The sequence below is a fragment of the Streptomyces sp. SLBN-8D4 genome (genome assembly GCF_049739545.1).
Taxonomy (GTDB): Bacteria; Actinomycetota; Actinomycetes; order Streptomycetales; family Streptomycetaceae; genus Streptomyces; species Streptomyces canus_C.
The window spans coordinates 9,646,262-9,671,456 of sequence record NZ_JBMGQC010000001.1 but is presented as its reverse complement, the minus strand read 5'-3'; the positions used below and the strand labels follow the sequence as shown (position 1 = coordinate 9,671,456).

The following is a 25,195-nucleotide window of genomic DNA, read 5'->3' as shown; positions in this document are numbered from 1 at the left end:
CCAGGATGAGCAGGACCGTTCGGAGTGATGGCTGTCGCCGGGCTCCGGTGCCTCCGCTGTCCCTTGGCCCTTGTCTCTTCGACGCACGCGCGTGCACTGCCACTGAGGTCCCCAGCGATGCTCCAAGTGACAGGCCGCTCCGATGGGCCCGCACGATGACGCGCCGATGCTATCCCTGGATACCGCTATCTAAATACACTTAGAGCACTAAACTTTCACCATCATCGGTTTCAACCGATGCGGTCAGGGCTCCGGTACGAAACAGGGAAGCGTGATCTCGTCCGTGAGGGGCCGGAAGTCGACGCGCACGCGCATGCCGATGGCCACGGCGTCCGGATCGCCGGCGTCGACGTGGGAGAGCAGGGTGGCGCCGTCGTCGAGGTCGATCACGGCGAGCGCGAAGGGTGTGTCGAAGCCGGGGCCGGGTGCGCGGTGCACCACGGTCACCGAGTAGACGGTCCCCCGGCCCGTGCTCACCACGTAATGCCAGTCCGGGGCCAGGCACCCGGGGCAGGCGGGCTCGGGGACGAAGAAGCGCAGGTCACAGCTGGGGCAGTAGGGGACGACCAGGTCGCCGCGTCGGGCCGCCTCCCAGAACGGTCCGGACAGTTCGGTGGGGACGGGTACGGGCCGGTTCATCGCGCTCTCCCCAGCAGGCTCATCTCGTAGTGCTGCGCGCCGGACCCGGCGTTCCCGACGACCGCGAGCTCGGCGCCCTCCACCTGGTGCACGGCGGTGCCGCGCAACTGCCGTACCGCCTCGACGACTTTGAGCGTCATCTGCTGCGTCCCGTTCCAGGCGTACGACAGGCAGCCCCCGTCGGGATTGACGGGATGCTTGCCGCCCACGGCGATGGCACCGCTGGCCGCCAGTGGCCCGCCCTCACCCTCCCCGCACAGACCGAGTGCCTCCAGCTGCCTGATGATCTCGAAGGAGTTGGGGTCGTACAGGGAGAAGACGTCCACGTCGTGCGGGCCGACGCCGGCCATGGCGTAGGCGCGGGTCGCCGCGTCCCGGCCGAGTTGGCCGACCTCCCGGTGCAGCGCCGGGTTGGCGTACGCGGCCTGGTGGTACTCCATGCCGCCGCCGAGGACGGCGACGGCCGGGTGCGGCAGGTCGCGGGCCCGTTCGGCGGTGGTGACCACGAGTGCGGCGCCGCCCTCGCCGACGATGCAGCAGTCCAGCAGGTGGAAGGGCGTGGCCACCGTCCGGGAGGCGAGGACGTCGTCGGCGGTGTACGGGCCGCGGCCGTACATCATCGCCTCCGGGTTGGTGGTGCCGTTGTTGCGGATGGTGGCGGCGACCTCGGCGAGCTGGCGGGAGGTCGTGCCGTACTCGTGCATGTGGCGGGCCGCCACCAGCGCGAACTGGGCGACGACATAGCTGCCCCACACGTCGGCGAACTCCAGGGGCACCCCGGCTCCCACGGGACCGGCTCCGCGCGAGACCAGCTTGCAGCCGCCGACGACGACAGTGTCCGCGTATCCGGCGCTGATGGCGGCGGCCGCCTTCAGCAGGCCTCGTGAGCCGGCGTTGTCGAGCATCGAGTCGCTGGTCCAGCGCAGGTCCCGGCCGAGCATCCGCGCCCAGGAGCTGCCCTCGCCGGGCACGCCCCCGGGACCGGGCCAGTCGACCTGGGCGCCGTCGACGTCGGCCGGGGTCAGTCCGGCGTCCGCGATCGCGCCGCGCACCGCTTCGAGGGCGAGGTCCATGGCGTCGCGGTCGGGCAGTGTGAGCGCCTGTTCGGTGGCGTGCACGCCGACGACCACGGGTTGGCGGCCGTTCACGACGTCACCGTCCCGCGCCCAGCGTGTCGCCGCCGGGATAACCGCCCCCGCCGAAGCGCTCGTCGAGCACCTCGTAGTCCTTGGCGTAGTCCTTCGTGCGCGGCAGGGCCTCGACGAACTCGACCGTCTTCGGCTTCTTGTACGAGGCGATGCGCGCCCGGCAGTGCTCGATGACGTCCGCCGCGGTGACCGGCTCGGCTCCCGGCCGGAGCACCACGACGGCCTTGACGTCCTGCGCCCAGCGCTCGTTGGGCACGCCGATCACGGCCGCCTCCTTGACCGCGGGGTGGGACTCGATGCAGTTCTCCACCTCGGCCGGGAAGATGTTCTCCGCGGCCGACTTGAGCATGCGGGTCGTCGTCCCGAGGAAGCTGATCGTGCCGTCGGGCTCGCGCCGGCCGAGGTCGGTGGTGTGCCACCAGCCGAAGCGGAAGCGTTCCTCGTTGATCTCGGGCCGGTTCCAGTAGCCGAGGTGCACGAGGTCACCGCGGACACAGATCTCGCCGGCCTCGCCGACCGCGCACTCCCGGCCGGTGCCGTCCAGGATGCGTACGGCGGTGAAGGGGCCGGGACGTCCCGCGTTGCCGGTGCCCGCGTCGCCGTAGGCGCCGGTCACCGCGAAGCCGGTCACCTCGGTCTGCCCGTAACCGCGGCCCATGCCACCGCCGTTGCGGGTGAAGCGGCTCTGATCGGTGGGGACGGTGCCCTCCCAGAGCTGCGCGGCGACGCTCGCGCGCAGGTGGGAGAGGTCGTGGCCGGCCTCACGGTTGAGGGCGACGAGCTGCGCGATGGTCGGGGGCATCAGGTAGGCGTGGGTGCACTGCTCCGCCGCCAGCAGCGGGAGCAGTTCCTCGGCGACCACGCGGCGCACGACCACGTTCTTGCCGCCGTGGACGAAGGCCGGGACGCCCCAGAACTGGTAGTTGCCGATGTGGAACATCGGACCGGCGCCGAGGAAGGACGCCTCCGTGCCGATGTCCCCCATCCAGGCGGCGCTCGCGCCCATGGAGAGCAGGTTGCGGTGCGAGAGCATCGAGCCGGACTGCCTGCCGGAGATCGCCGCGGTGTAGATGACCAGCAGGGCCGCGTCGGGGTCGACCTCGGCGACGGGGTCCTCCGGCGACCCGGAGGCAAGGAAGGACTCGTAGGAGTCGGCGCCCTCGGCGTCGTGGCGCAGCCACAACGCCCGGTGATCGCTGCCGAGTTCGGCCCGCGCCTTGGCGACCGTGTCACCGATCTCCTCGTCCTGCCAGACGACGACCTTGGGGTCGAAGTCCTCGACGGCGAACGCCATCTCGGGGGCTGCCCAGCGCCAGTAGCCGGGGCAGACCATGGCGCCGATCTTCGCGGCGGCGCCGAGCAGCTCCCAGATCCGGAAGGAGTTCTGGCCCAGCCACAGGATGCGGTCGCCGGAGCCGACGCCCGCGTCCGTGAGGGCATCTGCGAGTCGGTTGGTGCGTTCGTCCAACTGGGGCCAGGTCAGCCGGACGTCGCCGTCGACGAGGGCGACTTTGTCGGGGAAGGACCGTCGGTGCTCACGGATGATGTCGCCGAACGTCATGCGGCGGGCGCGGGGGTCTGGGGGTTGTCCCCCGGAATAACTCAGCACGTGCTTGCTCCCCATGGTTGGTCAGGCGCGGCCGATGCCGACGCCCTTCACGTTGATGAACTCGTCCAGACCGGCCTTGCCGCCTTCCCGCCCGAACCCGCTCATGCCGACGCCGCCGAACGGGGTGGCGGGCGAAGTGATCGGATTCGGGCCGGGGTTGACATAGACCGTCCCGGCCTTCAGGCGCGGCACCAGGCGGTTGACGCGCGCGATGTCACGGGACTGGATGTAGGCGGACAGGCCGTACTCGCTGTCGTTGGCCAGGGCGACGGCCTGGTCCTCGGTGTCGAACGGGGTGATGGCCAGGACCGGACCGAAGACCTCCTGCTGGGCGAGGTCGCTGCGGTTGTCGACGTCCGCGAAGACGGTCGGGGTCACGAAGTAACCGTCGGATTCGATGCGTTCGCCGCCGTACACGAGTCGGCCGGCACCGTCCTCCACCGCCTTGTCGACCATGCCCTGGACGCGGTCGCGGGCAGCCTCGTTGATGAGGGGTCCGATGTACGTCGTGGGGTCGAGCGGGTCGCCCACGGGCAGGTGGGCGATCACTCCGGTGACCCGGGCGATGACCTCGTCGTAGATCGGGCGCTCCACCAGGAGCCGGGTGGGCAGTGCGCAGCCCTGTCCCGTGTTGCTCATGGCGAAGGCGGCGCAGTACGGGACGACGGTGTCCAGGTCGGTGTCGGCGAAGAGCAGGTTGGCGGACTTGCCGCCGAGCTCGAAGACGACCGGCTTGAGACTGACAGCCGCGTCGGCCATGATGCGGCGCGCGGTGGCCGGACCGCCGGTGAAGGAGATCTTGTCGACGCCGGGGTGGGTGACCAGGGCCGATCCGGCGTCGCCGAGCCCGGTGACGACGTTGATGACGCCGTCGGGGATGCCGGCCTCGCGGGCCAGGTCGGCGAAGAGCAGCGCCGAGAACGGTGTGGACTCGGCCGGTTTGATGACCACGGTGTTGCCGGCGGCGAGCGACGGGGGGACCTTCATCGCCAGCGACAGGGCGGGCGAGTTCCAGGTGATGATGTGGCCGATGACGCCGTACGGCTCGGCGATGGTGTACTCGACGTTCTCGTGCGGGCTGTAGGCCGCGCCGACCATGCCCTCGATCTTGTCGGCCCAGCCCGCGTAATACTCGGTCCACTCGGCGACGTGCGGTCCGACGTTCTCCGCCCAGCCGCCGATGCACACGCCGTTCTCCAGCGGGCAGATCGCCGCGAAGTCGGGGATGTGGTCGCGCAGCAGCCCGGCGAAGCGGGTGAGCGGCCGGCGGCGCTCGGCGGGGCGCATGGTGCCCCACACCTCGAAGGCCTGGCGGGCGGCCGCGACCGCCTGGTCCACCTCGGTGGGCCCGGCCAGCGGGACGTAGGCCTGGATGAGGCCGGTGGCCGGGTTGCGGTGCTCGTAGAGACCGCCGCTGGTGTCGGTGACGTCCTTGCCGCCGATGACCAGACGCGGCTGCGGCAGGTCGCGCTCCGCTCTCTCCTGGTGCAGCTCCACATCGACCGTGACCACGGGTACCTCCTAGAGACCGCGCAACACTGCGCACATCCAGGCTAAATAGCTAACCTATTAAGCCAAGCTAGTCAATAAGTTCAGGACCTCCGGGTCGCTGCCTACAGACCCAGCGACCGCCCGATGATCTCCAGCATGATCTCCGAGGTCCCGCCGAAGACCCGCTGGACCCGGGTGTCGCGCCAGATGCGCGCGATCTCGTACTCGTTGACGTAGCCGTAGCCGCCGAACAACTGCATGCAGCGGTCGATGACCTCCCAGCCGGTCTCGGAGGTCCAGTACTTGGCGGCGGCGGCCTCCTCGGCCGTCAGCTCGCCCTGGATCAGGGCCATGATGCAGCCGTCCACGTACACCCGGGCGGCGTTCAACTTGGCCCTGATGCCGGCGAGCGCGAACCGGTTGGCCTGGAACTCCCCGATGGGCTGCCCGAAGGCGGTGCGGGTCTTGGCGTAGTCCAGCGCCAGCACGTAGGCCCGCTCGGCGGCCGCCAGCGAGGAGACGGCGATGGCCAGCCGTTCGGTGGGAAGGTTGCCCATCATGTGGTAGAAACCGCGGCCCTCCTGCCCGATGAGGTTCTCGGCCGGGACGCGGACCTCGTGGAAGAAGAGCTCGGCGGTGTCCTGGGCCTTCATGCCGACCTTGTCGAGTTTGCGTCCCCGCTCGAAGCCCTCGGTGCCGCGCTCGACGACGATCAGGCTGATGCCCTTGTGGCCGGCCTCCGGGTCGGTCTTGCAGGCGACGATCACCAGATCCGCCAGGATGCCGTTGGTGATGAAGGTCTTGGAGCCGTCGATCACCCACTCGTCGCCGTCCCGGCGGGCGGTGGTGCGGATGCCCTTGAGGTCGGACCCGGCGGACGGCTCCGACAGTGCGAGCGCGCAGATCGTCTCGCCGCTGGTGACGCCGGGCAGCCAGCGGGCCTTCTGCTCAGGCGTGGTGAGGTTCATCAGATAGGGCGGGAGGACGTCGTTCTGCAGCCCGAGTCCGATGCCGACCGAGCTGGTGGCCGCCATCTCCTCGGCCATGATGGCGTTGTAGCGGAAGTCCCGGATGCCCTGGCCGCCGTACTCCTCGGGGAACTGCCAGCCGATGAGTCCGGCCTTGCCCGCCGCCGCCCAGGCGGCCCGGCTCGCCTGGCCTTCGCGCTCCCACTGCTCGGCGTACGGGGCGCATTCGCGCAGGTAGAAGGTGCGGGCGGTGTCGCGGAACAGCTCGTGTTCCTCGGTGAAGATCGTTCGGCGCATGCTCGACTCCACTCAGGCATCTCGCTTATTTAGCTGAAGTAGTTATACGATAGCGCTGTATCGGGACCTGGGCGAGGGAGGGCGCGTGAGCGAACGGGACAAGGTGGCACTCGTCACCGGAGCGGGGCGCGGGATCGGCGAGGCGATCGCCGACCGGCTCGCCGCCCAGGGAGCCGCGGTCGCCGTCTGCGACCTGGACGCGGAGGCCGCCGCCAAGGTCGCGGGCCGGCTCGTCGAGCGGTACGGAGTGCGGGCGACGGGAGTCGGCACGGACATCTCCGACAGCGCTGCCGTGCACGCGGCCGTGGAGCGGGTGAGCGTCGAGCTCGGTCCGGTGGACGTCCTGGTCAACAACGCGGCCGTCGACGTCATCGGTCGCTTCGTCGACAGCACCGAGGACACCTGGAACCGCATCATCGACGTCAATCTGCGCGGCACGATCACGATGACGAGGGCCGTACTGGACTCGATGATCGAGAGCGGGGGCGGCCGGATCGTGCACATCGCCTCGGACGCCGGCCGCGTCGGCTCGTCCGGCGAGGTGGTGTACTCCGCGACGAAGGGCGGGGTCATCGCCTTCGGCAAGGCGCTGGCCCGCGAGGTCGCCCGGCACGGCATCACCGTGAACAGCGTCTGCCCGGGTCCGACCGACACGGCACTGCTGGGACAGGTCGCCGACTACAGCCAGAAGATGTACGACGCGACCGTGCGGGCCATCCCGCTGCGCCGCGTCGCCCGGCCCGACGAGATCGCCGGTGTGGTGGCCTTCCTCGCGTCCGACGACGCCGCCTACATGACCGGGCAGACGCTCTCGGTCAGCGGCGGACTGACGATGGTCTGAGGTGAGCACTGTGCTGCGTACCGAACTCCGCGACAGAATCGCCGTGTTGACGCTCGACCGGCCGGGGCAGCTCAACGCCCTCGGCTCCGCGACCGCCGACCGGCTGAAACAGACTCTCGCCGACCTCCGCGACAACGACGACGTGCGCGCCCTGGTCATCACCGGTGCGGGACGGGCCTTCTCGGCGGGTGCCGACCTCGGTGAGATCGAGTCGTTCACGGCACCCGGGCAGTTCCGTGCCTTCGTGGGGCGCCTGACCGAGGCGTTCGCGCTCCTTGAGGACTTCCCCAAGCCGTCGGTCGCGGCCGTCCACGGGTTCGCCTTCGGCGGCGGCCTGGAGCTGGCGCTCGCCTGCGACCTGCGGGTGGCCGAGCGCGGCACCCGCCTTGGCCTGCCGGAGATGAGACTCGGCGTACTGCCGGGCGCGGGCGGCACCCAGCGGCTGCCCCGCCTAGTGCCGCCGGCGATCGCCAAGCAGATGATTCTCACCGGCGAGCCGATCGACGCCGAGCGGGCTCACGCGCTCGGGCTCGTCAACGAACTCGCCGAGCCCGGCGGTGCGCTCAAGACCGCCGAAGCCCTGGCCGCGAAGCTGACCGCCGGGGCCCCGCTGGCGCTCGCGGCGGGAAAACGGCTGATCGACTACGGGCTCGGCATGGACCTGGAGGCGGCGATCGCGTACGAGCGCGAAACCGTCGCGGTGCTGTTCAGCACCGAGGACCGGGCCGAGGGACTCAAGGCCTTTCGGGAACGCCGACCGGGCGACTTCCGCGGCGTGTAGCGGGCGTACAAGCGCCCGATGATCTGGAGGTGGGCCGTGCGGCCGCTGGAGGGCATTGCCGTAGTAGAGCTGGGCATGTGGGTGGCGGCACCGGCTGCGGCCACCATGCTCGCCGACTGGGGCGCGGACGTGGTGAAGGTGGAGGCGCCGACCGGCGACCCCAACCGCTACACGCTCAAGCACGTCGGGCAGGACATCGACAGCGCTCCCCCGTTCGAGACCGACAACCGCGGCAAGCGCGGAATCGTCCTCGACCTGCGCTCGCAGGACGGCAAGGACGTACTGGAGCGGCTGCTGGAGCGGGCCGACGTGTTCGTCACCAACCTGCGCCCGGGCGCTCTGGAGAGGCTGGGCCTGGCGCCGGACGACCTGAGGGAACGTCATCCTCAGCTGGTCGTCGGCACGTTGACGGGCTACGGCTGGACAGGCGCCGAGCGCGACCGCGCCGGGTACGACGTCTCCGCGTTCTGGGCCCGCCCCGGCATCGCCGCCATGCTCAACCCGGCCGGGGAGCCGCCGCCCGGCATCCGGCCCGGCCTCGGCGACCGTACGGCCGCGGCCAACCTGGTCGCCGGCGTGCTGGCCGCGCTCCTGCGACGCGAACGCACCGGCGAGGGCGGGGTGGTGGACGTGTCGCTGCTGCGGTCCGGCACCTACGCCAACGGAAACGACCTCGCCCTGCAGAACTTCTTCGGCAAGCGCGGCCGTACCCGCCACCGCACCGAGCACGAGTCGCCCCTCTACAACTCCTACCGGGCCGCCGACGACCGCTGGTTCTGGCTGGTCGGCCTGGAGGGCAACCGGCACTGGCCCGGCGTCGTCAAGGCCCTCGGCCGTGAGGACCTGGAGACGGACGAGCGGTTCGCCACCGGCAAGGCCCGGCGCGGCCATGTACGCGAGCTGATCGCCGTGTTCGACGAGGAGTTCGCCAAGCGGCCCCTTGACGAGTGGGCCGAGCGCTTCGACGCCGAGGGCGTGTGGTGGGCGCCCGTGCAGACCCTGGCGGAGGTGGCGGCCGATCCGCAGGCGGAGGCGGTCGGGGCGTTCGTCGAACAGCCCGGCATGGGTGACGCGCCGCCGCTGCGGACGGTGGCCACACCCGTCGCCTTCTGGGGCGTCGACGAGAAGCCGCGCGGCGGCGCGCCGACGCTCGGTGAGCACACCGACGAAGTGCTCCGTGAACTCAACTGAACTCATCTATCTGGAGGTACGGCGTGGGCATCCTCGACGACAAGGTCGCCATCGTCACCGGCGGCGGCAGAGGCCTTGGCCGGGCGCACTGTCTGGCGCTCGCCGAGGCCGGCGCGACCGTGGTGGTGAACGACCTCGGCTCGGGCATACACGGCGAGCAGACCGGTGACTCCCCCGCCGACGAGGTCGTCGCCGAGATCACCAAGCTCGGCGGCCGGGCGATCGCCAACCACTCGTCGGTGACGGACTGGGCGGCGACCGAGACCATGGTCGCGGACACCGTCGCGGAGTTCGGCCGCCTCGACATCGTCGTGAACAACGCGGGGATCGTGCGCGACCGCATGCTGTTCTCGATGACCGAGGCCGAGTTCGACACCGTCATCGCAGTGCATCTGAAGGGCACCTTCGCGCTCACCCGGCACGCGTGTGCGTACTGGCGCGAGGCGTCCAAGCGAGGCGAGCAGGTGACAGGCCGCGTGATCAACACGACCTCGGGAACCGGCCTGTTCGGCAACCAGGGCCAGTCCAACTACGGGGCCGCGAAGGCCGGAATAGCCGGACTCACCGTCCTCACGGCTCTGGAGATGCGCAAGTACGGTGTCACCGCGAACGCCATCTCGCCGATCGCGGCGACGCGGATGACGGACGGACTGGCGGTCGGCGAGTCCCTCCAGGCCACCGAGGGCTTTGACCCGCGCGATCCCGCCAACGCCTCCGGGGTCGTCGTCTACCTGGCCTCCGACAGCGCGGCCTGGCTGACCGGCCAGGTCCTGCGCATCGAGGGCAACCGCCTCAACCGCCTGCAGGGCTGGACCGTCGCCGCCGTCCACCCCAGCCGGTCAGGACAGGCCCTCACCTACGACGAACTCGTCGACGCCGTACCGCAGTTGTACGGCGCCGTGCCTGTCGGCCGAGCGACGGGCGTCGGACAGTGAAGGGCCACGACGCCGCCGCCCTCGTGCTGCGCGCGACCCTCGGCCCGATGCTCTTCGCCCACGGCTGGAACAAGGTCGCCGGACCGGGCGGGCTCCAGGGCACCACGGGCTGGTTCGAGGCGCTGGGCCTCCAGCCGGCCGAGGTGCACGCCCGCATGGCCGCCGGCACCGAGATGGCGGCCGGGGTGGGCATCACGCTCGGCGCCGCCAACCCGCTCCCCGCCGCGGCGGCCGTCGGCCTGATGACCGTGGCCGCGCGCACCGACCACCGCGGCAAGGGGTTCTTCGTCTTCAAGGGCGGCTGGGAGTACTCCGGTGTCGTGGGCGGCGCGGCCGTCGCACTGGCGGCGCTGGGCAACGGCCGGTACTCGCTCGACGGCGTGCTGCGCCGCCAACGGGCCGGAACCCGGCACGCGTTGCTCGCGGCCGGAGTCGGCACGGCGAGCGCGGCGGCACTGCTGGCGCTGTGCTACCGGCCCGAGAAGAAACCTGACGAGACAGATCGATGAGACCGATGAGGGCAACAAGGGAGAGTCGACATGGACGCGGCTGACTTCAGCGCGGTGCTGTCCGAGGTCCGGCGTTTCGTCCGGGACCGCGTCGTGCCGCTCGAGGCGGAGATCGACGAGACGGATGAAATGCCCGCGGACATCCGCGAGGCGGCCAAGAAGATGGGTCTGTTCGGCTTCGCGCTGCCCGAGGAGTACGGCGGCCTGGGTCTGTCGATGCTCGAAGAGGCCCAGTTGATGTTCGAGCTGGGCTACACGACCCCGTCACTGCGTTCGATGTTCGGCACCAACAACGGCATCGCGGGTCATGTCCTCATGGTCGGCGGTACGGAGGAACAGAAGGCGCACTGGCTGCCGAGGATCGCCTCGGGTGACGTCCTGGCGTCGTTCGCGCTCACCGAGCCCGAGGCGGGTTCCGATCCCTCGACGCTCACCACGAGGGCGCATCTGGAGGGCGACGAGTGGGTGATCAACGGCGCCAAGCGCTACATCACCAACGCCCCGCTCGCCGACGTCTTCATGGTCTTCGCCCGCACCGACCCCGACGCCCCGCGCACCCGCGGCATCTCCACCTTCCTGGTCCCGGCCGGCACCCCGGGCCTCACCGTGGCTCCCAAGGACCACAAGATGGGCCAGTTCGGTGCCTGGACCGCGGACGTGTTCTTCGACGACGTCCGCGTGCCGGCCTCCGCGCTCGTCGGCGGCGAGGACGGCCTGAACCGGGGCTTCGGCACCGCGATGGGCTGTATCGCGCACGGACGGGTCCACATCTCCGCGCTGATGGTCGGCATGGCCGAGCGTCTGGTCGACGAGTCGGTCGCCTACGCGAGCGCCCGCAAGCAGTCCGGGAAGCTCATCGGCTCCTTCCAGCTCGTCCAGGGTCTGATCGCCGACTCGCAGACCGACTACTACGCCGGACGCGCCACCGTCCTGGAGGCCGCCCGCGCCTTCGACGCCGGCACGGACACCAAGATCGGGCCGTCCTGCACGAAGTACTTCGCCAGCGAGATGGTGTGGCGGGTCGCGGACCGCGCCGTGCAGATCCACGGCGGCGCGGGCTACATGCGCGGAGTCGCCGTCGAGCGCTTCTACCGCGACGCCCGGCTGTTCCGTATCTACGAGGGCACCAGCCAGATCCAGCAGGTCATCATCGCGAAGGCGCTACTGGGCGAGGCGGCGCGCGGCTGAGCGCCACATGGGTGAGGGCCCCGGGTGACCCGGGGCCCTCACCCATGTGGCGTCTGTCAGATCCCGAGCCGGTCCAGCAACCGCTCGTGGTACACCGCTGGGCCCCCGAACAGCAGCTGCGAGGACTTGGCGCGCCGGAAGTACAGGTGGGCGGGATGCTCCCAGGTGAAGCCGATGCCGCCGTGGACCTGGATGTTCTCCATGGCGGCGAGCGTGTACGCCCGTGAGCAGCAGGCGTGTGCCACGGCCGCGGCGACCGGGAAGTCCGGGGAGTCCGGGGAGTCCTCGTCGGCCAGCCGCGCCGCCTCCCGGGAGGACGCCTCAGCCAGTTCCACCTGGACGAGCATGTCGGCGCACTTGTGCTTGACCGCCTGGAAGGAGCCGATCGGCCGGCCGAACTGATGACGGACGCGGGCGTAGTCCGCGCTCGTCTCCAGACACCGCCGTGCCCCGCCCGCCTGCTCGGCGGCCAGCCCGACCGAGGCGATGTCGAGGACCTTGGCCATGACGCGCCCGCCCGCCCCCTGCGCCCCGACGAGCGTCGCGGGCACGGCTTCCAGGGTCAGCCGGGCCATCGCCCGGGTGGCGTCCAGGGTTTCCATCGGTTCCGCCGTGAGTCCCGTGGCTTCCCGCTGCACCGCGAAGAGCGTCGGGCCGGCCACGGTGCGGGCGACGACGAGGATCAGGTCGGCCGTCGTACCGTCGATGACGAAGCACTTGCGGCCGCGTACCGTCCAGCCGCCGTCGCCGTCCGGCACGGCACGCGCGGAGACCATGGCGGGGTCCCAGGAGCCGTGTTCCTCGGCGACGGCGAGGGTGGCCGTGGTGCGTCCGGAGGCGATGCCGGGAAGGAAGCGTGCGCAGGCCTCCTTGTCTCCCGAGGCCAGCAGGGCCTGGGCGGCCAGGAGCACGGTGGCGAAGAAGGGCGCGCAGAACAGCGCGCGGCCCATCTCCTCCAGGACGACGCCGAGTTCGACGAGGCCGAAGCCGTCGCCGCCGTACTCCTCGGGGATCGCCAGCCCGGGCAGGCGGAGCTGGTCGGCCGCCTGGGACCACACCGCCGGGTCGAAGCGCGGCTCGCTCTCCATGAGCTTGCGCACGGCCTCCTCCGGCGACTTGGAGTCCAGGAACTCCCGTACGGACGCCCGCAGTTCCCGCAGTTCGCTCTCGTCGGCGGTCACGGCCGCACCTCCTTGGCAGCGGCGGTCACCGGTTCCTTGGGCAGGCCCAGGACCCGTTCCGCGAGGATGTTCTTCATGATCTCCTCGGTGCCGCCGAGGATGCGCAACGCCGGGGTGGCGAGGAGGAGTTCGGTCCAGGCGTAGGTGCCCCACTGGCCGGTGTCGGCGATCGCGCGCGGGCCGAGGGCGTCCGCGACGAAGTGGGCGGCCCGGGTGAGGTTCTGGCCGTACATCAGCTTGGACACGGACATCTCGGGGCCCGGCGCGACCCCGCCGCGCAGCTTGCGCAGGGCCCGCGCGTTGAGGTGTTCGGTGGCCATGACGTCCACGAGGAGTTCGGCGAGGCGGGCGCGCAGGGCGCGGTCGTCCCACGTCCAGGTGGCGCGCATCAGCGCGGAGAGCCGGTCCGGGGACAAGGCGGCGGCGACCGGCCCTGCGCCCTCGCTGCCGACGGTCGCGCGTTCGTTCATCAGGGTGGTCAGGGCGACGGTCCAGCCGCCGTCGACCTCGCCGAGCCGGTGGTCGTCGGGGATGCGTACGTCGGTGAGGAAGACCTCGTTGAAGTCCGCGCCGCCGGTCATCTGCCGCAGCGGCCGGACCTCGACCCCGGGGGCGTCCATGGGGACGAGGAACGCCGTGATGCCGCGGTGCTTGGGCGCGTCCGGGTTCGTCCGGGTCAGGGCGAGGCCGATCTGGCTGTGCTGGGCGACCGAGGTCCACACCTTCTGCCCGTTCAGTACCCAGTCCTCGCCCTCGCGGACGGCCCGGGTCGCCACGCTCGCCAGGTCGGATCCGGCGCCGGGTTCGCTGAACAGCTGGCAGGCGATGGCGTCCCCGCGGTACATCGCCGGCAGCCAGCGGTCCTTGATGTGGGGCTGGGCGTGGGCCAGGATCGTCGGCCCGATCATGCCCAGGCCGATCACACTGAGCACACCGGTGTCGGCGACGTCGTACTCCGACTCGACGGCGTCGTAGAGCAGGTCGTGCACGGGGGTCAGGCCCCGGCCGCCGTACTCCACCGGTCCGGTGATCCAGCCGAAGCCGTTCTCGTAGCGGATCCGCTGCCACTCCCGGGCCCGTTGCACGAACTCCCGCTCCTCGTCGGGCGGGAGGCTGCTGAAGTACGCCATCGAGTCGTCGCCCTCGCCCCAGGTGAAGGCGGTGCGGTCGGGGGCCTTCGCCACGTGCGCGTCGAGGAAGCGGCGCGCCCCGGCGGCGAAGTCCCGCATGTCGTCGGATTCCATCGCGTTCGCTCCGCTGTCAGGTCGAGAGGATCGTCACCGCCGACGCGCCGGGCGCGCCGTACAGGTGGGTGTAGCCGACACGCGGTGTGCCGGGGATCTGGCGGGTGCCCGCCGTACCGCGCAGCTGAAGGACGATCTCGTGGACCTGGCGCAGTCCGGACGCGCCGATCGGTTCCCCGTTGCCGAGCAGTCCGCCGTCGGTGTTGACCGGGAGCCGGCCGCCGATCTCGGTGGCGCCCTCGGCGATGAGGCGTTCCTGCTCTCCGTCCTTGCAGAGGCCGTTCTCCGCCATGTGGATGATCTCCGATCCGGCGTCGGTGTCCTGGAGCTGGGCCACGTCGACGTCCTCGGGGCCGATGCCCGCGCGTTCGTACGCGTCCCGTGAGGCGTCCACGCTGGGGCTGTCAACGGGCTCCCCGACCGGGAACGACGGGCTCTGCACCTCGAACGCGCCGAGTCTGCGGCTGCGCAGGGCGGTGGAGCGGACCCGTACCGGCTTCCCCGTGTACTTGTGGGCCTGGTCGGCCCGGCACATCACGATCGCTGCCGCGCCCTCGTTCGGGCCGCAGTACATGAACTGGCGCAGGGGGTAGTTGAGGACCGGGGAGGCGAGGACCTCCTCAGGCGACAGGGGCGTGCGGCGCCAGGCCTTCTCGTTCCCGGCCGCGTTGCGGAAGTTCTTGGAGGCCACGCGGGCGAGCGTCTCGTGGGAGATGCCGTGCTCGTGCATATAGCGGTTGATCTTCATGCCGAAGAAGTGGGTGGTGAGGAAGAGCCCGGTCTGCCCGTACCAGGAGGGGATGCCGGCCACGGACGGATCGGCGGCGAACGCGCCGCGCGGGTGCTTGTCCAGGCCGATGGCGATGGTCAGGTCGTGCTCGCCGGTCTCGATGGCGCGGGCGGCCAGCGCCACCGCCGTACCGGCCGTCGCGCAGCCGTTGAAGACACCGCGCAGGGGTACGCCGGTCAGGCCGAGCCGGCCGACGATGGCGTCCGGGTTGGCGACCTCGTAGCTGCCGATGTAACCGCCCTGGATCTGCGGCCAGTTCACGCCCGCGTCGGTCAGTGCCAGCCGTACGGCGTCCGCGCCCATGTCCAGCGCGGGCTTGCCGGGGAAGCGGCCGAAGGGGTGCAGGCCCACCCCGATGATGACGGCCTCGGTCATGACGCCTCCTCCTCGATCTCCGTGGATTCCCCGGTCTCCGTGGATTCCTCGACCGGGGCGAACGCGAAGGTCATGACCTCCGTGCCGTCGTCCTGCACCGTGTAGGGCACCAGCGTCAGCCGCATGTCCTGTCCGATCCGCAGCTTGTCGGGGTCGGGTTCGGTCAGTCGCGCCTCGACCAGCAGCTCGCCGGGGAGCTCGACGTATCCGACGGAGTACGGCTCGAAGGCCTCGGGGCCGTCGTACGGCGGGGACGGCGGGCGGAAGTCCTGGGTGGTGTACGTCCACAGCGTGCCGCGGTCCGCCAGGAGCCGTTCCTTCGACTCCTCGCTCGCACACCGGACACAGGTCGCGGCGGCCGGGAAGCTCACCAGGCCGCACACCCTGCACTCGGAACCGATGAGCCGGAGGGGCGCGGCGGCGGGCGGCCAGGTGAACAGGCCCTCGGCGACGGGGCGTTGTGTCGTCGTCATCTCAGGCTCCGTTCCGGTTGCCCAGGACGTCGGCGTTCGGAGCCGCCTTGGCCACCAGGTTCGGGACGACGGAGGACAGCTCCTCCGGCGTCCAGCGGGCGTCGGCACTCGCGGTGGGGCCGTTGACCCAGCCCTCCAGGACCGTGATGCGGTTGCCGACGACGCCGAACACCCGGCCGGTGACCTCGCGCGAGGCGGCCGCGCCCAGCCACACCACCAGCGGCGAGATGGCCTCGGGGGTGAGGTCCTGGCTCTCGGCGGCCTGCTTCATCATCTCGATGTCGTCGGTCAGCCGGGTCAGCGCGGTGGGCGCGATGGCGTTCACCGTCACGCCGTAGCGGGCGAGTTCGGCGGCGGCGATGAGGGTGAGGCTGGCGATGCCGGCCTTCGCCGAGCCGTAGTTGGACTGGCCGGGGTTGCCGAAGATGCCGGACGGGGAGGTCGTGTTGATCACCCGGGCGTCGTTGTCCTGACCGGACTTGGCGCGCTCGCGCCAGTACGCGGCCGCGTGGTGCAGGGTGGCGAAGCTGCCCTTGAGGTGGACGGCGATCACACTGTCCCAGTCCCGCTCGGTCATCGACACGATCATCCGGTCGCGCAGGATGCCGGCGTTGTTGACCAGTACGTCAAGGCCGCCGTATGTGTCCACGGCCTGCTGGACGAGCCGGCCGGCGCCCTCCCAGGTGGAGATGTCGTCCGTGTTGGCCACCGCCTCGCCGCCGGCCGCGACGATCTCGTCGACCACGCTCTGCGCGGGCCCGGCTGAGGCGCCCGCGCCGTCCCGTCCGCCGCCCAGGTCGTTGACGACGACCTTCGCCCCGTGCGCGGCGAACGCCAGGGCGTGCGCCCGGCCGATCCCGTTGCCGGCGCCGGTGACGACCGCGATCCGGCCTTCGACCACTCCTTCAGACATGCTCAATTCCTCCATCGGAAAGGTCAGTTGGCCTCGGCGAGCAGGACTCGCGGGTTGTCGCTGCCGCAGCCGCACCGGCCCACGACGACGCGTCCGGTGATGCCGAGCGGTGTCTCGGGCAGGGACGAGGTGCGCCCCTCCCCCGCGGCCACGGTCAGCTGTCCGTCCCGCTCGCCGAACCGCCATTCGGCGGCGTTGACATGGGCGCCGCTGCGTTCGGGGCACTCCAGCGCGAGTGCAGGTCCCACCGCCGAGATCACGGAGGCGGTCACCCCCACGGCACGCAGGAGGGGTACGGCGGCGGGCCGGGCCAGGACGACGGGCGTGGACCGGAACATCTCGCCGATGTCGGCTGTGCCGGCGAGCCCCTCCAGGGTTTCCGCCGACAGGCCGATCACCGCGTGCGGTGTCAGTTCGCGGTGGAAGACGGCGGTGCGGCGGTGGTCCCAGCCCATCGCCTCGGCGATGCCGTACGGCACCTTCAGCGTGCGCAGGGCGCCGATCACCGCGCGGCCCCAGAAGCCCTCGAAGCCGGAGGCGGTCAGCAGGGCCCGCTGCCCGGCCGCGAGACCGTGCTCCCGCAGCCGTGCGGTGACCCACTCCGTGTCGCGGGCGAGTTCCGCCCAGGTCAGCTCCAGGTCCCGCATGCCGTCGGCGGTGGGGAAGCGCAGGAGGTAGGCGAGTTCGGGGCGGTCGAGCGTCCTGGCACGGGCCAGGGTGTCGGCGCGGGCCATCAGGTCTTCACCACCCGGGGGAATTTGGCGACGCTGGTCATGGTCTTCAACAGGTCCTCCTCGGTGCGCATGTCGAGCACCGGCTTGACTCCGGTCCGCGTGCGCACGGCCTCGCTCAGGCGTCCGGCCAGGGCGTCGACGTCGCCGGTGAGATGGGGGTCGTAGCCGACGCGCAGCCGCAGTTCGTCGACCTCGCGCCGGTCCCGGACGATCTGGAAGACGCCCGCGACGGTCTCCGGCTGGTCCTCCACCGCCTGCCACACGTCCCGCAGGACGACGGAGCGTCCCTGCACCACCGTCTCGTCGCCGCGCCGCCCGGCCACCCACATGCGGGCGTGGGTGCGGCCGCAGCCGCAGGTGTCGCGGGAGAGGCGGACGAGGTCCTCGCTGCGGTAACGGATCAGCGGCGCGGCCCGGTTGTCCAGGTCGGTGGCGACCAGTTCGCCGAGGTCGCTCGCGGGGACGTCGCGCCAGCCGTGCTCGTCGACCTCGACGCACTCGGCGAAGACGGTGTCCTCCCAGAGGTGGAAGCCGTCGTGCTCGCGGCACTCCCACGCGGTGCCGGTGTCGGCGGCGCTGGTGTACTCGTAGACGTCGATGCCCCAGTCGTCGCGGATCCGCTCGCGCATCTTCCGGCTGAGGGGCTGGCCGGCGCAGGAGGCGCCCTTGAGAGAGGAGAAGGCCTCCCTCAGGTCGGTCTTCTCGGCCAGGTGCTCCAGCTCCACCATCTGCGGATACATCATCTGCAGATAGGCGGGTCGGTAGGTGCGCAGGGCCTCGACGACCTCGGGCATGTTGCCCATCCAGGTGTCGACCTCGATGACCACCGCGCCCAGCGCCTGGAAGCCGGCGTCCATGAAGTTGCGGAAGGTGCCGGGCGGGCTCAGGACCCGGTCGCCGGGCCTCAGGCCCAGCTCCCACAGGTCCCGTACCTGTGCGGTCACCAGGGGCGGGGCGTCCTGCCAGATCTCGGCGAAGAACTCCGGGTCACCGGTGGTTCCGGAACTGGAGGAGACCGAGGTCAGCTCCTCGACCGGGACGCAGAGCAGGCCGGCGAAGGCGTCGCCGGTGCGGCTCCGGTAGGCGCGGATCATGTCCTTGGTGATGAACGGGATGCGCGCCCGGAAGTCCTCCAGGGACCGGATGTCGCGCGGGTGGACCCCGTGCTCGTCCCACAGCTCGCGGTAGAAGGCCGAGTTGGCGTAGGCGTACTCGACGAGCTCCAGGAGCTGTTTCTCCTGCCACGCGCGCAGTTCCTCGCGCGGCATGGTCTCCACCTGGGGCTCGAAGTACCTGTCAGCGGTGTCCCTGTCACCGACCATGGCGCCTCCTCGCGGCTCAGTGCCCAGATCTTCCAGCTATCAGCGCAATCAGTCAACCAATTCGACGGATTGAACGCGGGACTCGCGCTCCGTCGATCTATATAGTTAACTATTAGAACTCATTCAACCACAGGAGGGCTGCCGTGAAGATCGTTGTCTGCGTGAAGCACGTGCCCGACGCCACGGCGGACCGCACCTTCACCGAGGACGGCACCACCGACCGGGCGTCGGTCGACTCGCTGCTGTCCGAACTCGACGAGTACGCCGTCGAGCAGGCGCTGCGCCTGGCCGAATCGGACCCCGACACCGAGATCGGCTATCTCACCGTCGGACCCGACGACGCGCGCGACGCCCTGCGCAAGGCCCTGGCCATGGGCGGTGACGCGGCGATCCATGTCAGCGACGAGGACATCGAGGGCAGCGACGCGTTCGGTACGTCACTGGTGCTGGCCAAAGCAATCGAGCGGCACGGATTCGACCTCGTGCTGTGCGGTATGGCCTCGACGGACGGCACCATGGGCGTGCTGCCCGCGCTGCTGGCCGAGCGGCTCGGCGTCCCGGCCGTCACCCACCTCGAAGACCTGGCGATCGAGGACGGAACCGTGACCGGGCGCCGCGAGAGCGACGGCGCCACCGTACGGATCCAGGGCGCCCTGCCCGCCGTCGTCTCGGTGACCGACCGCTCCGGGGACGCCCGCTACCCCTCCTTCAAGGGGATCATGGCCGCCAAGAAGAAGCCGGTCGAGACCCTCGGCCTCGCCGACCTCGGCATCGAGGCCGCACAGGTCGGCCCGGCCGGAGCGCGGTCGGCCGTGGACACCGCGACCCGGCGCCCGCCGCGCACCAAGGGCGAGATCGTCGCCGACGAGGGGACCGGCGGCATCGGACTGGCCGCGTTCCTCACCACCAAGAAGTTCATCTGACCGCGCCCCGCCCTCAAATACCTGAAGGAGTTGCATCACCGTGGCCGAGATCCTCGTCCTCGTCGACCACGTCGACGGTGCCGTACGAAAGCCGACCCTCGAACTGCTCACCCTGGCCCGCCGCCTGGGCGAACCCTCGGCCGTCTTCCTGGGGCCGGGCGCGGACCGCGCGACCGAGGTTCTCGGCCGGTACGGCGCCCAGAAGATCCATGTCGTGGACGCCCCCGAGGTCGACGAGTACCTCGTCACCCCGGCCGTGGACGCCCTCACACAGCTCGCCGAGCGCACCGGCCCGGCCGCGATCCTGCTGCCGTCCGGGCCGGACGGCAAGGAGATCGCCGCGAGGGTCGCGCTGCGGCTCGGCTCCGGACTCATCACCGACGCCGTCGATATCACCGCGGGACCCGACGGGCCGGTCACCGGACAGTCGGCCTTCGCCGCGACGTACCAGGTCACCGCACACATCACCCAGGGCGTGCCGGTGATCACGGTCAAGCCGAACGCAGCCGCCCCCGAGGCCGCCCCCGCCGAACCCGTCATCGAGAAGCAGGACGTCACCTTCGGGCCGCCCTCGCAGACCGTACGGGTCCTGTCCCGCACACCGCGGGAGCGCGGCGACCGGCCCGAGCTGACGGAGGCCGACATCGTGGTCTCCGGCGGTCGCGGGGTGCACGGCGCGGAGAACTTCGCTCTCATCGAACGGGTCGCCGACGCGCTCGGTGCGGCCGTCGGGGCGTCCCGCGCGGCCGTGGACGCCGGCTGGTATCCGCACAGCCACCAGGTCGGCCAGACAGGCACCCAGGTCTCCCCGCAGCTCTACCTCGCCGCCGGCATCTCCGGCGCGATCCAGCACCGGGCGGGCATGCAGACGTCCAAGACCATCGTCGCCGTCAACAAGGACGCCGACGCACCGATCTTCGAGCTCGCCGACCACGGCGTGGTCGGGGACCTGTTCGCGGTGCTGCCGCAACTGGTGGACGAGATCGAGCGGCGCCGGAGCTGATCTTTCACGGCCCGGCCTTCCCTTCAGCGACCCATACATCTAAAATCGCTAACTGATTGCATCCATTGATGCGTGCAGCCCTGACCCGAAGGAGTGTCATGACGAAGATCTGGGTCAACTCCGGGGACTCCCATGTGATGGAGCCCGCCGACGTGTGGACCGCGCGGTTGTCCGCGCGGCTGGGCGCGCGGGCGCCACGCAGTGAGCGCGGCGAGAAGTACGAGATGCTCTACATCGACGGCGAGCGCATCGACCGCCAGCTCGGCGACTTCATGGACGCGATGCGCCCGCCGGGCGCCTGGGACCTGAAGGTCCGGCTCAAGGACCTCGACCAGGAGGGCGTCTGGAGCCAACTGGCCTTCCCCTCCATGGGGTTCTGGCTCGTGTCGATCAACGACCGGGAGCTCGCCCGGGAGACGGTACGGGCCTGGAACGACTGGGCCCACGAGGAGATCCTCAGCAAGAACAAGCGCGTCATCACCACCGCCTGCGTCTCGACGGCCGACATCGACGACGCGGTCGCCGAGGTGGAGCGGGTGGCAGAGCTGGGCTTCAAGGCGATCTTCCTGCCGTGTTCGACACGACCCGGCGAGGAATACGCCCTGGACCGCTGGGAGCCGTTGTGGACCGCGGTCGAGCGGGCGGGGCTGGTGCTCGGCTTCCACATCGGCACCGGCGCGCAGAACGTCGTCTTCCGCGGACCCGGCGGCGCGGTCGTCAACTACATGGAGACCACCTACCCGGGCATGCGCGTCGTGTCCCACATGGTCGCGGGCGGCGCGCTGGACCGTCACCCCGACCTGAGGATCCTCATCGCGGAGGGCGGCGCGGGCTGGGTGCCGGCCATCGGTGACCGGATGGACGAGGCCTACCGCCAGCACGGCATGTTCGTCCGGCCGAAGCTGAGCCGGCTGCCCAGCGAGATCATCAGGCAGCAGGTGTACGCCTCCTTCCAGCACGACAAGAGCTCGGTGGAGATCGTCGAGTCGACGGGCTACCGCAACGTGATGTGGGGCGACGACTACCCCCACCTGGAAGGCACCTACGGCCACACCCAGTCCACGCTGCACGATCTGTTCGAGGGCGTGTCCGACGACATCCGCGACCGCGTCACGCGCGGCACCTTCAACGAGCTGTTCGGTCTGCCGGACCCGACTCCCCAGGAGGCGGCCGTCTGAGCGGCGCCGACGGAACCAATTCGGTGACCACTCCCCCGTACCCCTCGGACCCCCCGCACCCCTCGTACCCCGAAGACCTGGAACGGCCCGGACTCGTCAGGACCGGGCGGTCGACCTTCGTCCGGCCCATCCGGCCGGAGGACGCCGACCGCCTGGTCGCCTTCGTCGGCACCCTGTCCCGGGCCACCCTGGCCTACCGCTCCCTCGGTCCGGTGGTCCGCGCCCGCGACGACGTCATCCGGCGCGGCGCCCACGTGGACTACCTCAACGAGCTGGCGCTCGTCGCCCTCGCCGGTGACGAGATCGCCGGTCTGGTGCGCTACGTCCGCGACCCGGAGGAACCGGAACACGCCGAGGTCACGTTCACCATCCGGGACGACCACCAGAGCGAGGGGTTCGGCAGGCTGCTCCTGGAGCACATCGCCGCCGCCGCGCGGGCACGGGGCATCCGGGTGCTGGAGGCCGACGTCCTCGCCGACAACGCCAGGATGATCAACGTCTTCCTCGGCTCCGGCTACCGGACCCAGACCGGTCCGCCCGGCCAGATCATCCATTTCGAGATCGCCGTCGATCCGCAGGCCCAGGCCGTGGCGCGGGCCGAGCGCCGCGAGCAGACGGCCGTACGGCGCTCGCTCAAACCCCTGCTCGAACCGCGCTCGGTCGCCGTCATCGGCGCCAACCGCGACCCGCTGACGATCGGCCACGAGATAGTAGCCAACCTGCTGCGGGGCGGCTTCGCCGGCAGCGTCCTCCCCGTCAATCCACGGGCCGAGGAGATCGCCGGGGCGCGGGCGTACGCAAGCGTCCTGGACCTGCCCGAGGCGCCGGACCTGGCGCTGGTTGCCGTACGGGCCGAGGCCGTGCCCGGTGTCGTACGGGAGTGCGCGGAGGTCGGGGTCAAGGCGGTGGTCGTCGTCTCGACGGGCTTCGGGGAGACCGGGGCCGAAGGACGGGCCGGCGAGCTGGAGTTGGCGCGTTTCGCCCGCGCCTCCGGAATGCGGCTGGTCGGCCCGAACTGCATGGGCGTGGTCAACACGACCCCCGCGGCGCGCCTGGCCGCGACCTTCTCACCCGCCCTGCCGACGCCCGGCCGGGTGGCGATGTCCAGCCAGTCCGGGCCGCTCGGGCTCGCCGTGCTCGACTACGCCCGGCGGCTGCGGCTCGGCTTCTCCGGCTTCGTGTCGGTGGGCCACGCCGTCGACGTCTCCACCGACGAACTGCTCCAGTGGTGGGAGGAGGACCCGGGGACCTCGGTGATCCTGCTGCACGTCGAGACCTTCGGCGATCCACGCCGGTTCGCCCGCGTCGCCCGCCGGGTCGCACCGCGCAAACCCATCGTCGCGGTCCATCCGGGCCACGCGGACTCGGCCGTGAGCTCACTGTTCGCGCAGTCCGGTGTGATCCGCACCCGCAGCCTCCAAGAGCTGTTCGACGTCGCCCTGTTGCTCGCCCACCAGCCTCCCCCGCCGGGCAACCGGGTCGCCGTGATCACCAACGCGGGGGGCCCGGCGGCTCTGACGGTCGGCGCGTGCGCGGCGAGCGGTCTGTGCGTGCCCGCGCTCGGTGAGCGCACCCGGCAGGCGCTCCGTCCGGCCCTCGCGCCCCACGCCGACGTCTCCAACCCGGTCGACCTGACGCCCACCGCCACCGCCGCCCACTACCGGCAGGCGCTGGACGCCGCCCTGGCGGACGACGGGATCGACGCGGCCGTCGTCCTGTTCATGCCGCCGCTCGCGGACAAGCCCGACGAGGTGGCGTCGGCGATCCTCGACGCTGCAGCGGCCCGGCCCGACAAACCCGTACTGGCCAGCTTCCTGGGCGGTGCGGGCGTCGCCGACCTTCTGCACCGCGGCGACCTGGTGGTACCGACGTACACCTTCCCGGAGGCCGCTGCCACCTCGCTCGGACACGCGGCGGCCTACCAGACCTGGCGCAGCACCCCCGCGGGCGTCGTGCCCGACCTCGCCGGAATCGACGCCGAGCGGGCCCGGTCGCTGATCACCTCCTGTGCCCCCGGGCCGGTCCCCGCGGCGGTCGCCGCCGAGCTGCTCGCCTCGTACGGGATCGCCGTACGCGGCGGCGACCCGGGCCCCGGACCGGACGCTGGACCGGACGCGTTCCTCACCGTCCGCGCCGACCCGGTCTTCGGCCCGGTGGTCGCCTTCGGCCTCACCGGGGACTACGCCGACCTCATGGCGGACGTCGCCCACCGTGTCACCCCCCTCAGCGACCGCGACGCCCGCGAGATGGTCCGCTCGCTGCGGGCCGCCCCGCTGCTGAACGGCCGGACCGGGGGCCCGGGGGTGGACCTCGCGGCCTTGGAGGAGACCGTCCTGCGGATCTCGGCGATGGTCGAGGACCACCCCGAGATCGAGGCGCTGGAACTCCGTCCGGTGCGGCTCCTGTCACCCGGGGACGGCGTGGCCGTCGCGCACGCGACGATCCGGCTGGCCGACAACACAGCAGCAGGAGGTTCCTCGTGAAGGTGGGCATCTACTTCGACCTGCGCAACCCACCGCCGTGGCGGCAGAGTTGGTCGCGGGTGTACGGGTTCGCCCTGGAGATGTGCGAGGAGGCGGACCGGCTCGGCCTCGACTCGGTCTGGTTCTCCGAACACCACGGCTTCGAGGACGGCTACCTCCCCCAGCCGCTCACCATGGCCGCGGCTGCCGCCGCGCGCACCCGGCTGATCCGCCTGGGCACCGCGGTCATCCCCGCACCACTGCACGCGGCCCCCGAGATCGCCGAACAGGCCGCGCTCGTGGACATCATCAGCGACGGCCGCCTGGACCTCGGGCTCGGCACCGGCTACCGGGTGCCCGAGTACCGGCTGTACGGCGCCGACCTCGCCAAGCGCTACACCACGACCGATCAGCGGGTACGGGAGATCCGCGGCCTGTGGGGCGAATCCCTGGTCACCCCGGGCCCGGTGCAGGACCCGCTGCCGATCTGGCTCGGCTACCAGGGCCCGCAGGGCGCCCGCCGGGCCGGACGGCTCGGCACGGGGCTGCTGTCGCTCAACCCGGCGCTGCTGACGCCGTACCGCGAAGGGCTCGCCGAGAGCGGGCACGACGTGGCGGCCGGCCGTATGCAGGGCTCGTTCACCACGTTCGTCACCGAGGACCCCGACGGTGACTGGCCGGTGGTGCGCAGGCACCTGGCGTACCAGTGGGACAGCTACCGCCGCTACATGGTGGAGGGCACCGACCAGCCGCCGCCCCGCCCCATCGACCCCGAGAAGTGGCGGGAGACGGGGCTGAGCGCGACCGGGGTCGGTCAGTTCTTGTACGGCACTCCGCAGGACATCGCCGATGCCATCAGGGCGTACGTGTCAGGGTTGCCGGTGGAGGGCGTGTTCCTGTGGGCCTCGCTGGCCGGGATGCCCGAGGAGATGGTGGCCCGGCAGGTTCAGCTCATCGCGGGGAAGCTGCGTCCGCTGCTTGCGGATGTCTGACACCCAGT

The 25,195-nt window shown here is 71.1% G+C and carries 23 protein-coding genes; 11 read left to right on the top strand and 12 right to left on the bottom strand.

All coding sequences use genetic code 11. The annotated features are described in order from the left end of the window. Positions 1-243 precede the first annotated feature (243 nt). The 5 genes from RKD20_RS43940 to RKD20_RS43920 form a co-directional block, all read right to left on the bottom strand. On the bottom strand, positions 244-639 hold the full coding sequence (locus RKD20_RS43940; protein WP_424882624.1) for a Zn-ribbon domain-containing OB-fold protein: 396 nt from the start codon (positions 637-639) through the stop codon (positions 244-246). Beyond that, positions 636-1,787, bottom strand: a complete 1,152-nt coding sequence (locus RKD20_RS43935; RefSeq protein WP_424882623.1) for a thiolase family protein — start codon at positions 1,785-1,787, stop codon at positions 636-638. The genes RKD20_RS43940 and RKD20_RS43935 overlap by 4 nt, the downstream gene beginning before the upstream one ends. Positions 1,788-1,791: 4 nt before the next feature. Continuing rightward, the gene (locus RKD20_RS43930) at positions 1,792-3,348 is read right to left on the bottom strand and encodes an AMP-binding protein (protein WP_424882622.1); all 1,557 of its coding nucleotides are present in this window, start codon (positions 3,346-3,348) and stop codon (positions 1,792-1,794) included. A gap of 69 nt (positions 3,349-3,417) precedes the next feature. Then, positions 3,418-4,908, bottom strand: a complete 1,491-nt coding sequence (locus RKD20_RS43925) for an aldehyde dehydrogenase family protein (RefSeq protein WP_424882621.1) — start codon at positions 4,906-4,908, stop codon at positions 3,418-3,420. 101 nt (positions 4,909-5,009) lie between these two features. Next, positions 5,010-6,152 carry an acyl-CoA dehydrogenase family protein gene (locus RKD20_RS43920; protein WP_424882620.1) on the bottom strand — a complete coding sequence of 381 codons (1,143 nt, stop codon included), beginning with the start codon at positions 6,150-6,152 and terminating at the stop codon, positions 5,010-5,012. An 85-nt stretch (positions 6,153-6,237) separates the two neighbouring features. Here RKD20_RS43920 and RKD20_RS43915 point away from each other — a divergent pair, with 85 nt between their 5' ends. From RKD20_RS43915 to RKD20_RS43890, 6 genes are read left to right on the top strand one after another with little or no spacing between them, the layout of a single operon-like run. After that, a complete protein-coding gene (locus RKD20_RS43915; RefSeq protein WP_424882619.1) occupies positions 6,238-6,993 on the top strand; it encodes an SDR family NAD(P)-dependent oxidoreductase in 756 nt (251 codons plus the stop codon). 1 nt (position 6,994) lies between these two features. Then, on the top strand, positions 6,995-7,774 hold the full coding sequence (locus RKD20_RS43910) for an enoyl-CoA hydratase/isomerase family protein (RefSeq protein ID WP_424882618.1): 780 nt from the start codon (positions 6,995-6,997) through the stop codon (positions 7,772-7,774). A gap of 18 nt (positions 7,775-7,792) precedes the next feature. After that, positions 7,793-8,965 carry a CaiB/BaiF CoA transferase family protein gene (locus RKD20_RS43905; RefSeq protein ID WP_424882617.1) on the top strand — a complete coding sequence of 391 codons (1,173 nt, stop codon included), beginning with the start codon at positions 7,793-7,795 and terminating at the stop codon, positions 8,963-8,965. Between the two features lie 23 nt (positions 8,966-8,988). Then, the gene (locus RKD20_RS43900; RefSeq protein ID WP_424882616.1) at positions 8,989-9,900 is read left to right on the top strand and encodes an SDR family NAD(P)-dependent oxidoreductase; all 912 of its coding nucleotides are present in this window, start codon (positions 8,989-8,991) and stop codon (positions 9,898-9,900) included. Then, complete coding sequence (locus RKD20_RS43895) at positions 9,897-10,409, top strand: DoxX family protein (protein ID WP_424882615.1); 513 nt, start codon at positions 9,897-9,899, stop codon at positions 10,407-10,409. The genes RKD20_RS43900 and RKD20_RS43895 overlap by 4 nt, the downstream gene beginning before the upstream one ends. A gap of 30 nt (positions 10,410-10,439) precedes the next feature. Further along, complete coding sequence (locus RKD20_RS43890) at positions 10,440-11,597, top strand: acyl-CoA dehydrogenase family protein (protein ID WP_424882614.1); 1,158 nt, start codon at positions 10,440-10,442, stop codon at positions 11,595-11,597. A gap of 56 nt (positions 11,598-11,653) precedes the next feature. Here the strand turns inward: RKD20_RS43890 and RKD20_RS43885 are convergent, their stop codons facing one another. From RKD20_RS43885 to RKD20_RS43855, 7 genes are read right to left on the bottom strand one after another with little or no spacing between them, the layout of a single operon-like run. After that, on the bottom strand, positions 11,654-12,778 hold the full coding sequence (locus tag RKD20_RS43885) for an acyl-CoA dehydrogenase family protein (RefSeq protein WP_424882613.1): 1,125 nt from the start codon (positions 12,776-12,778) through the stop codon (positions 11,654-11,656). Continuing rightward, the gene (locus RKD20_RS43880; protein ID WP_424882612.1) at positions 12,775-14,022 is read right to left on the bottom strand and encodes an acyl-CoA dehydrogenase family protein; all 1,248 of its coding nucleotides are present in this window, start codon (positions 14,020-14,022) and stop codon (positions 12,775-12,777) included. The genes RKD20_RS43885 and RKD20_RS43880 overlap by 4 nt, the downstream gene beginning before the upstream one ends. A 16-nt stretch (positions 14,023-14,038) precedes the next feature. Beyond that, positions 14,039-15,187 (bottom strand): thiolase family protein, encoded by a 1,149-nt coding sequence (locus tag RKD20_RS43875; protein ID WP_424882611.1) that lies wholly within the window; start codon positions 15,185-15,187, stop codon positions 14,039-14,041. After that, positions 15,184-15,660 (bottom strand): Zn-ribbon domain-containing OB-fold protein, encoded by a 477-nt coding sequence (locus tag RKD20_RS43870; RefSeq protein WP_424882610.1) that lies wholly within the window; start codon positions 15,658-15,660, stop codon positions 15,184-15,186. Before RKD20_RS43870 ends, RKD20_RS43875 begins: the two co-directional genes overlap by 4 nt. Before the next feature lies 1 nt (position 15,661). Continuing rightward, positions 15,662-16,573: an SDR family oxidoreductase gene (locus RKD20_RS43865; RefSeq protein WP_424882609.1), complete on the bottom strand. Its 912-nt coding sequence runs from the start codon at positions 16,571-16,573 to the stop codon at positions 15,662-15,664. 23 nt (positions 16,574-16,596) lie between these two features. Further along, positions 16,597-17,307 (bottom strand): hypothetical protein, encoded by a 711-nt coding sequence (locus tag RKD20_RS43860; protein ID WP_424882608.1) that lies wholly within the window; start codon positions 17,305-17,307, stop codon positions 16,597-16,599. After that, a complete protein-coding gene (locus RKD20_RS43855; RefSeq protein ID WP_424882607.1) occupies positions 17,307-18,629 on the bottom strand; it encodes a phenylacetate--CoA ligase family protein in 1,323 nt (440 codons plus the stop codon). Before RKD20_RS43855 ends, RKD20_RS43860 begins: the two co-directional genes overlap by 1 nt. A gap of 161 nt (positions 18,630-18,790) precedes the next feature. Between RKD20_RS43855 and RKD20_RS43850 the strand changes: the two genes are divergently transcribed. The 5 genes from RKD20_RS43850 (at position 18,791) to RKD20_RS43830 (ending at position 25,187) form a co-directional block, all read left to right on the top strand. After that, entirely contained in the window at positions 18,791-19,552 is a 762-nt protein-coding gene (locus tag RKD20_RS43850; protein WP_424883470.1) for an electron transfer flavoprotein subunit beta/FixA family protein, read from the top strand. 40 nt (positions 19,553-19,592) lie between these two features. Next, a complete protein-coding gene (locus RKD20_RS43845; RefSeq protein WP_424882606.1) occupies positions 19,593-20,555 on the top strand; it encodes an electron transfer flavoprotein subunit alpha/FixB family protein in 963 nt (320 codons plus the stop codon). 98 nt (positions 20,556-20,653) lie between these two features. Further along, entirely contained in the window at positions 20,654-21,733 is a 1,080-nt protein-coding gene (locus RKD20_RS43840) for an amidohydrolase family protein (RefSeq protein ID WP_424882605.1), read from the top strand. 23 nt (positions 21,734-21,756) lie between these two features. Beyond that, positions 21,757-24,216 (top strand): GNAT family N-acetyltransferase, encoded by a 2,460-nt coding sequence (locus tag RKD20_RS43835; protein ID WP_424882604.1) that lies wholly within the window; start codon positions 21,757-21,759, stop codon positions 24,214-24,216. Beyond that, entirely contained in the window at positions 24,213-25,187 is a 975-nt protein-coding gene (locus tag RKD20_RS43830; protein WP_424882603.1) for an LLM class flavin-dependent oxidoreductase, read from the top strand. Before RKD20_RS43835 ends, RKD20_RS43830 begins: the two co-directional genes overlap by 4 nt. Positions 25,188-25,195 lie beyond the last annotated feature (8 nt).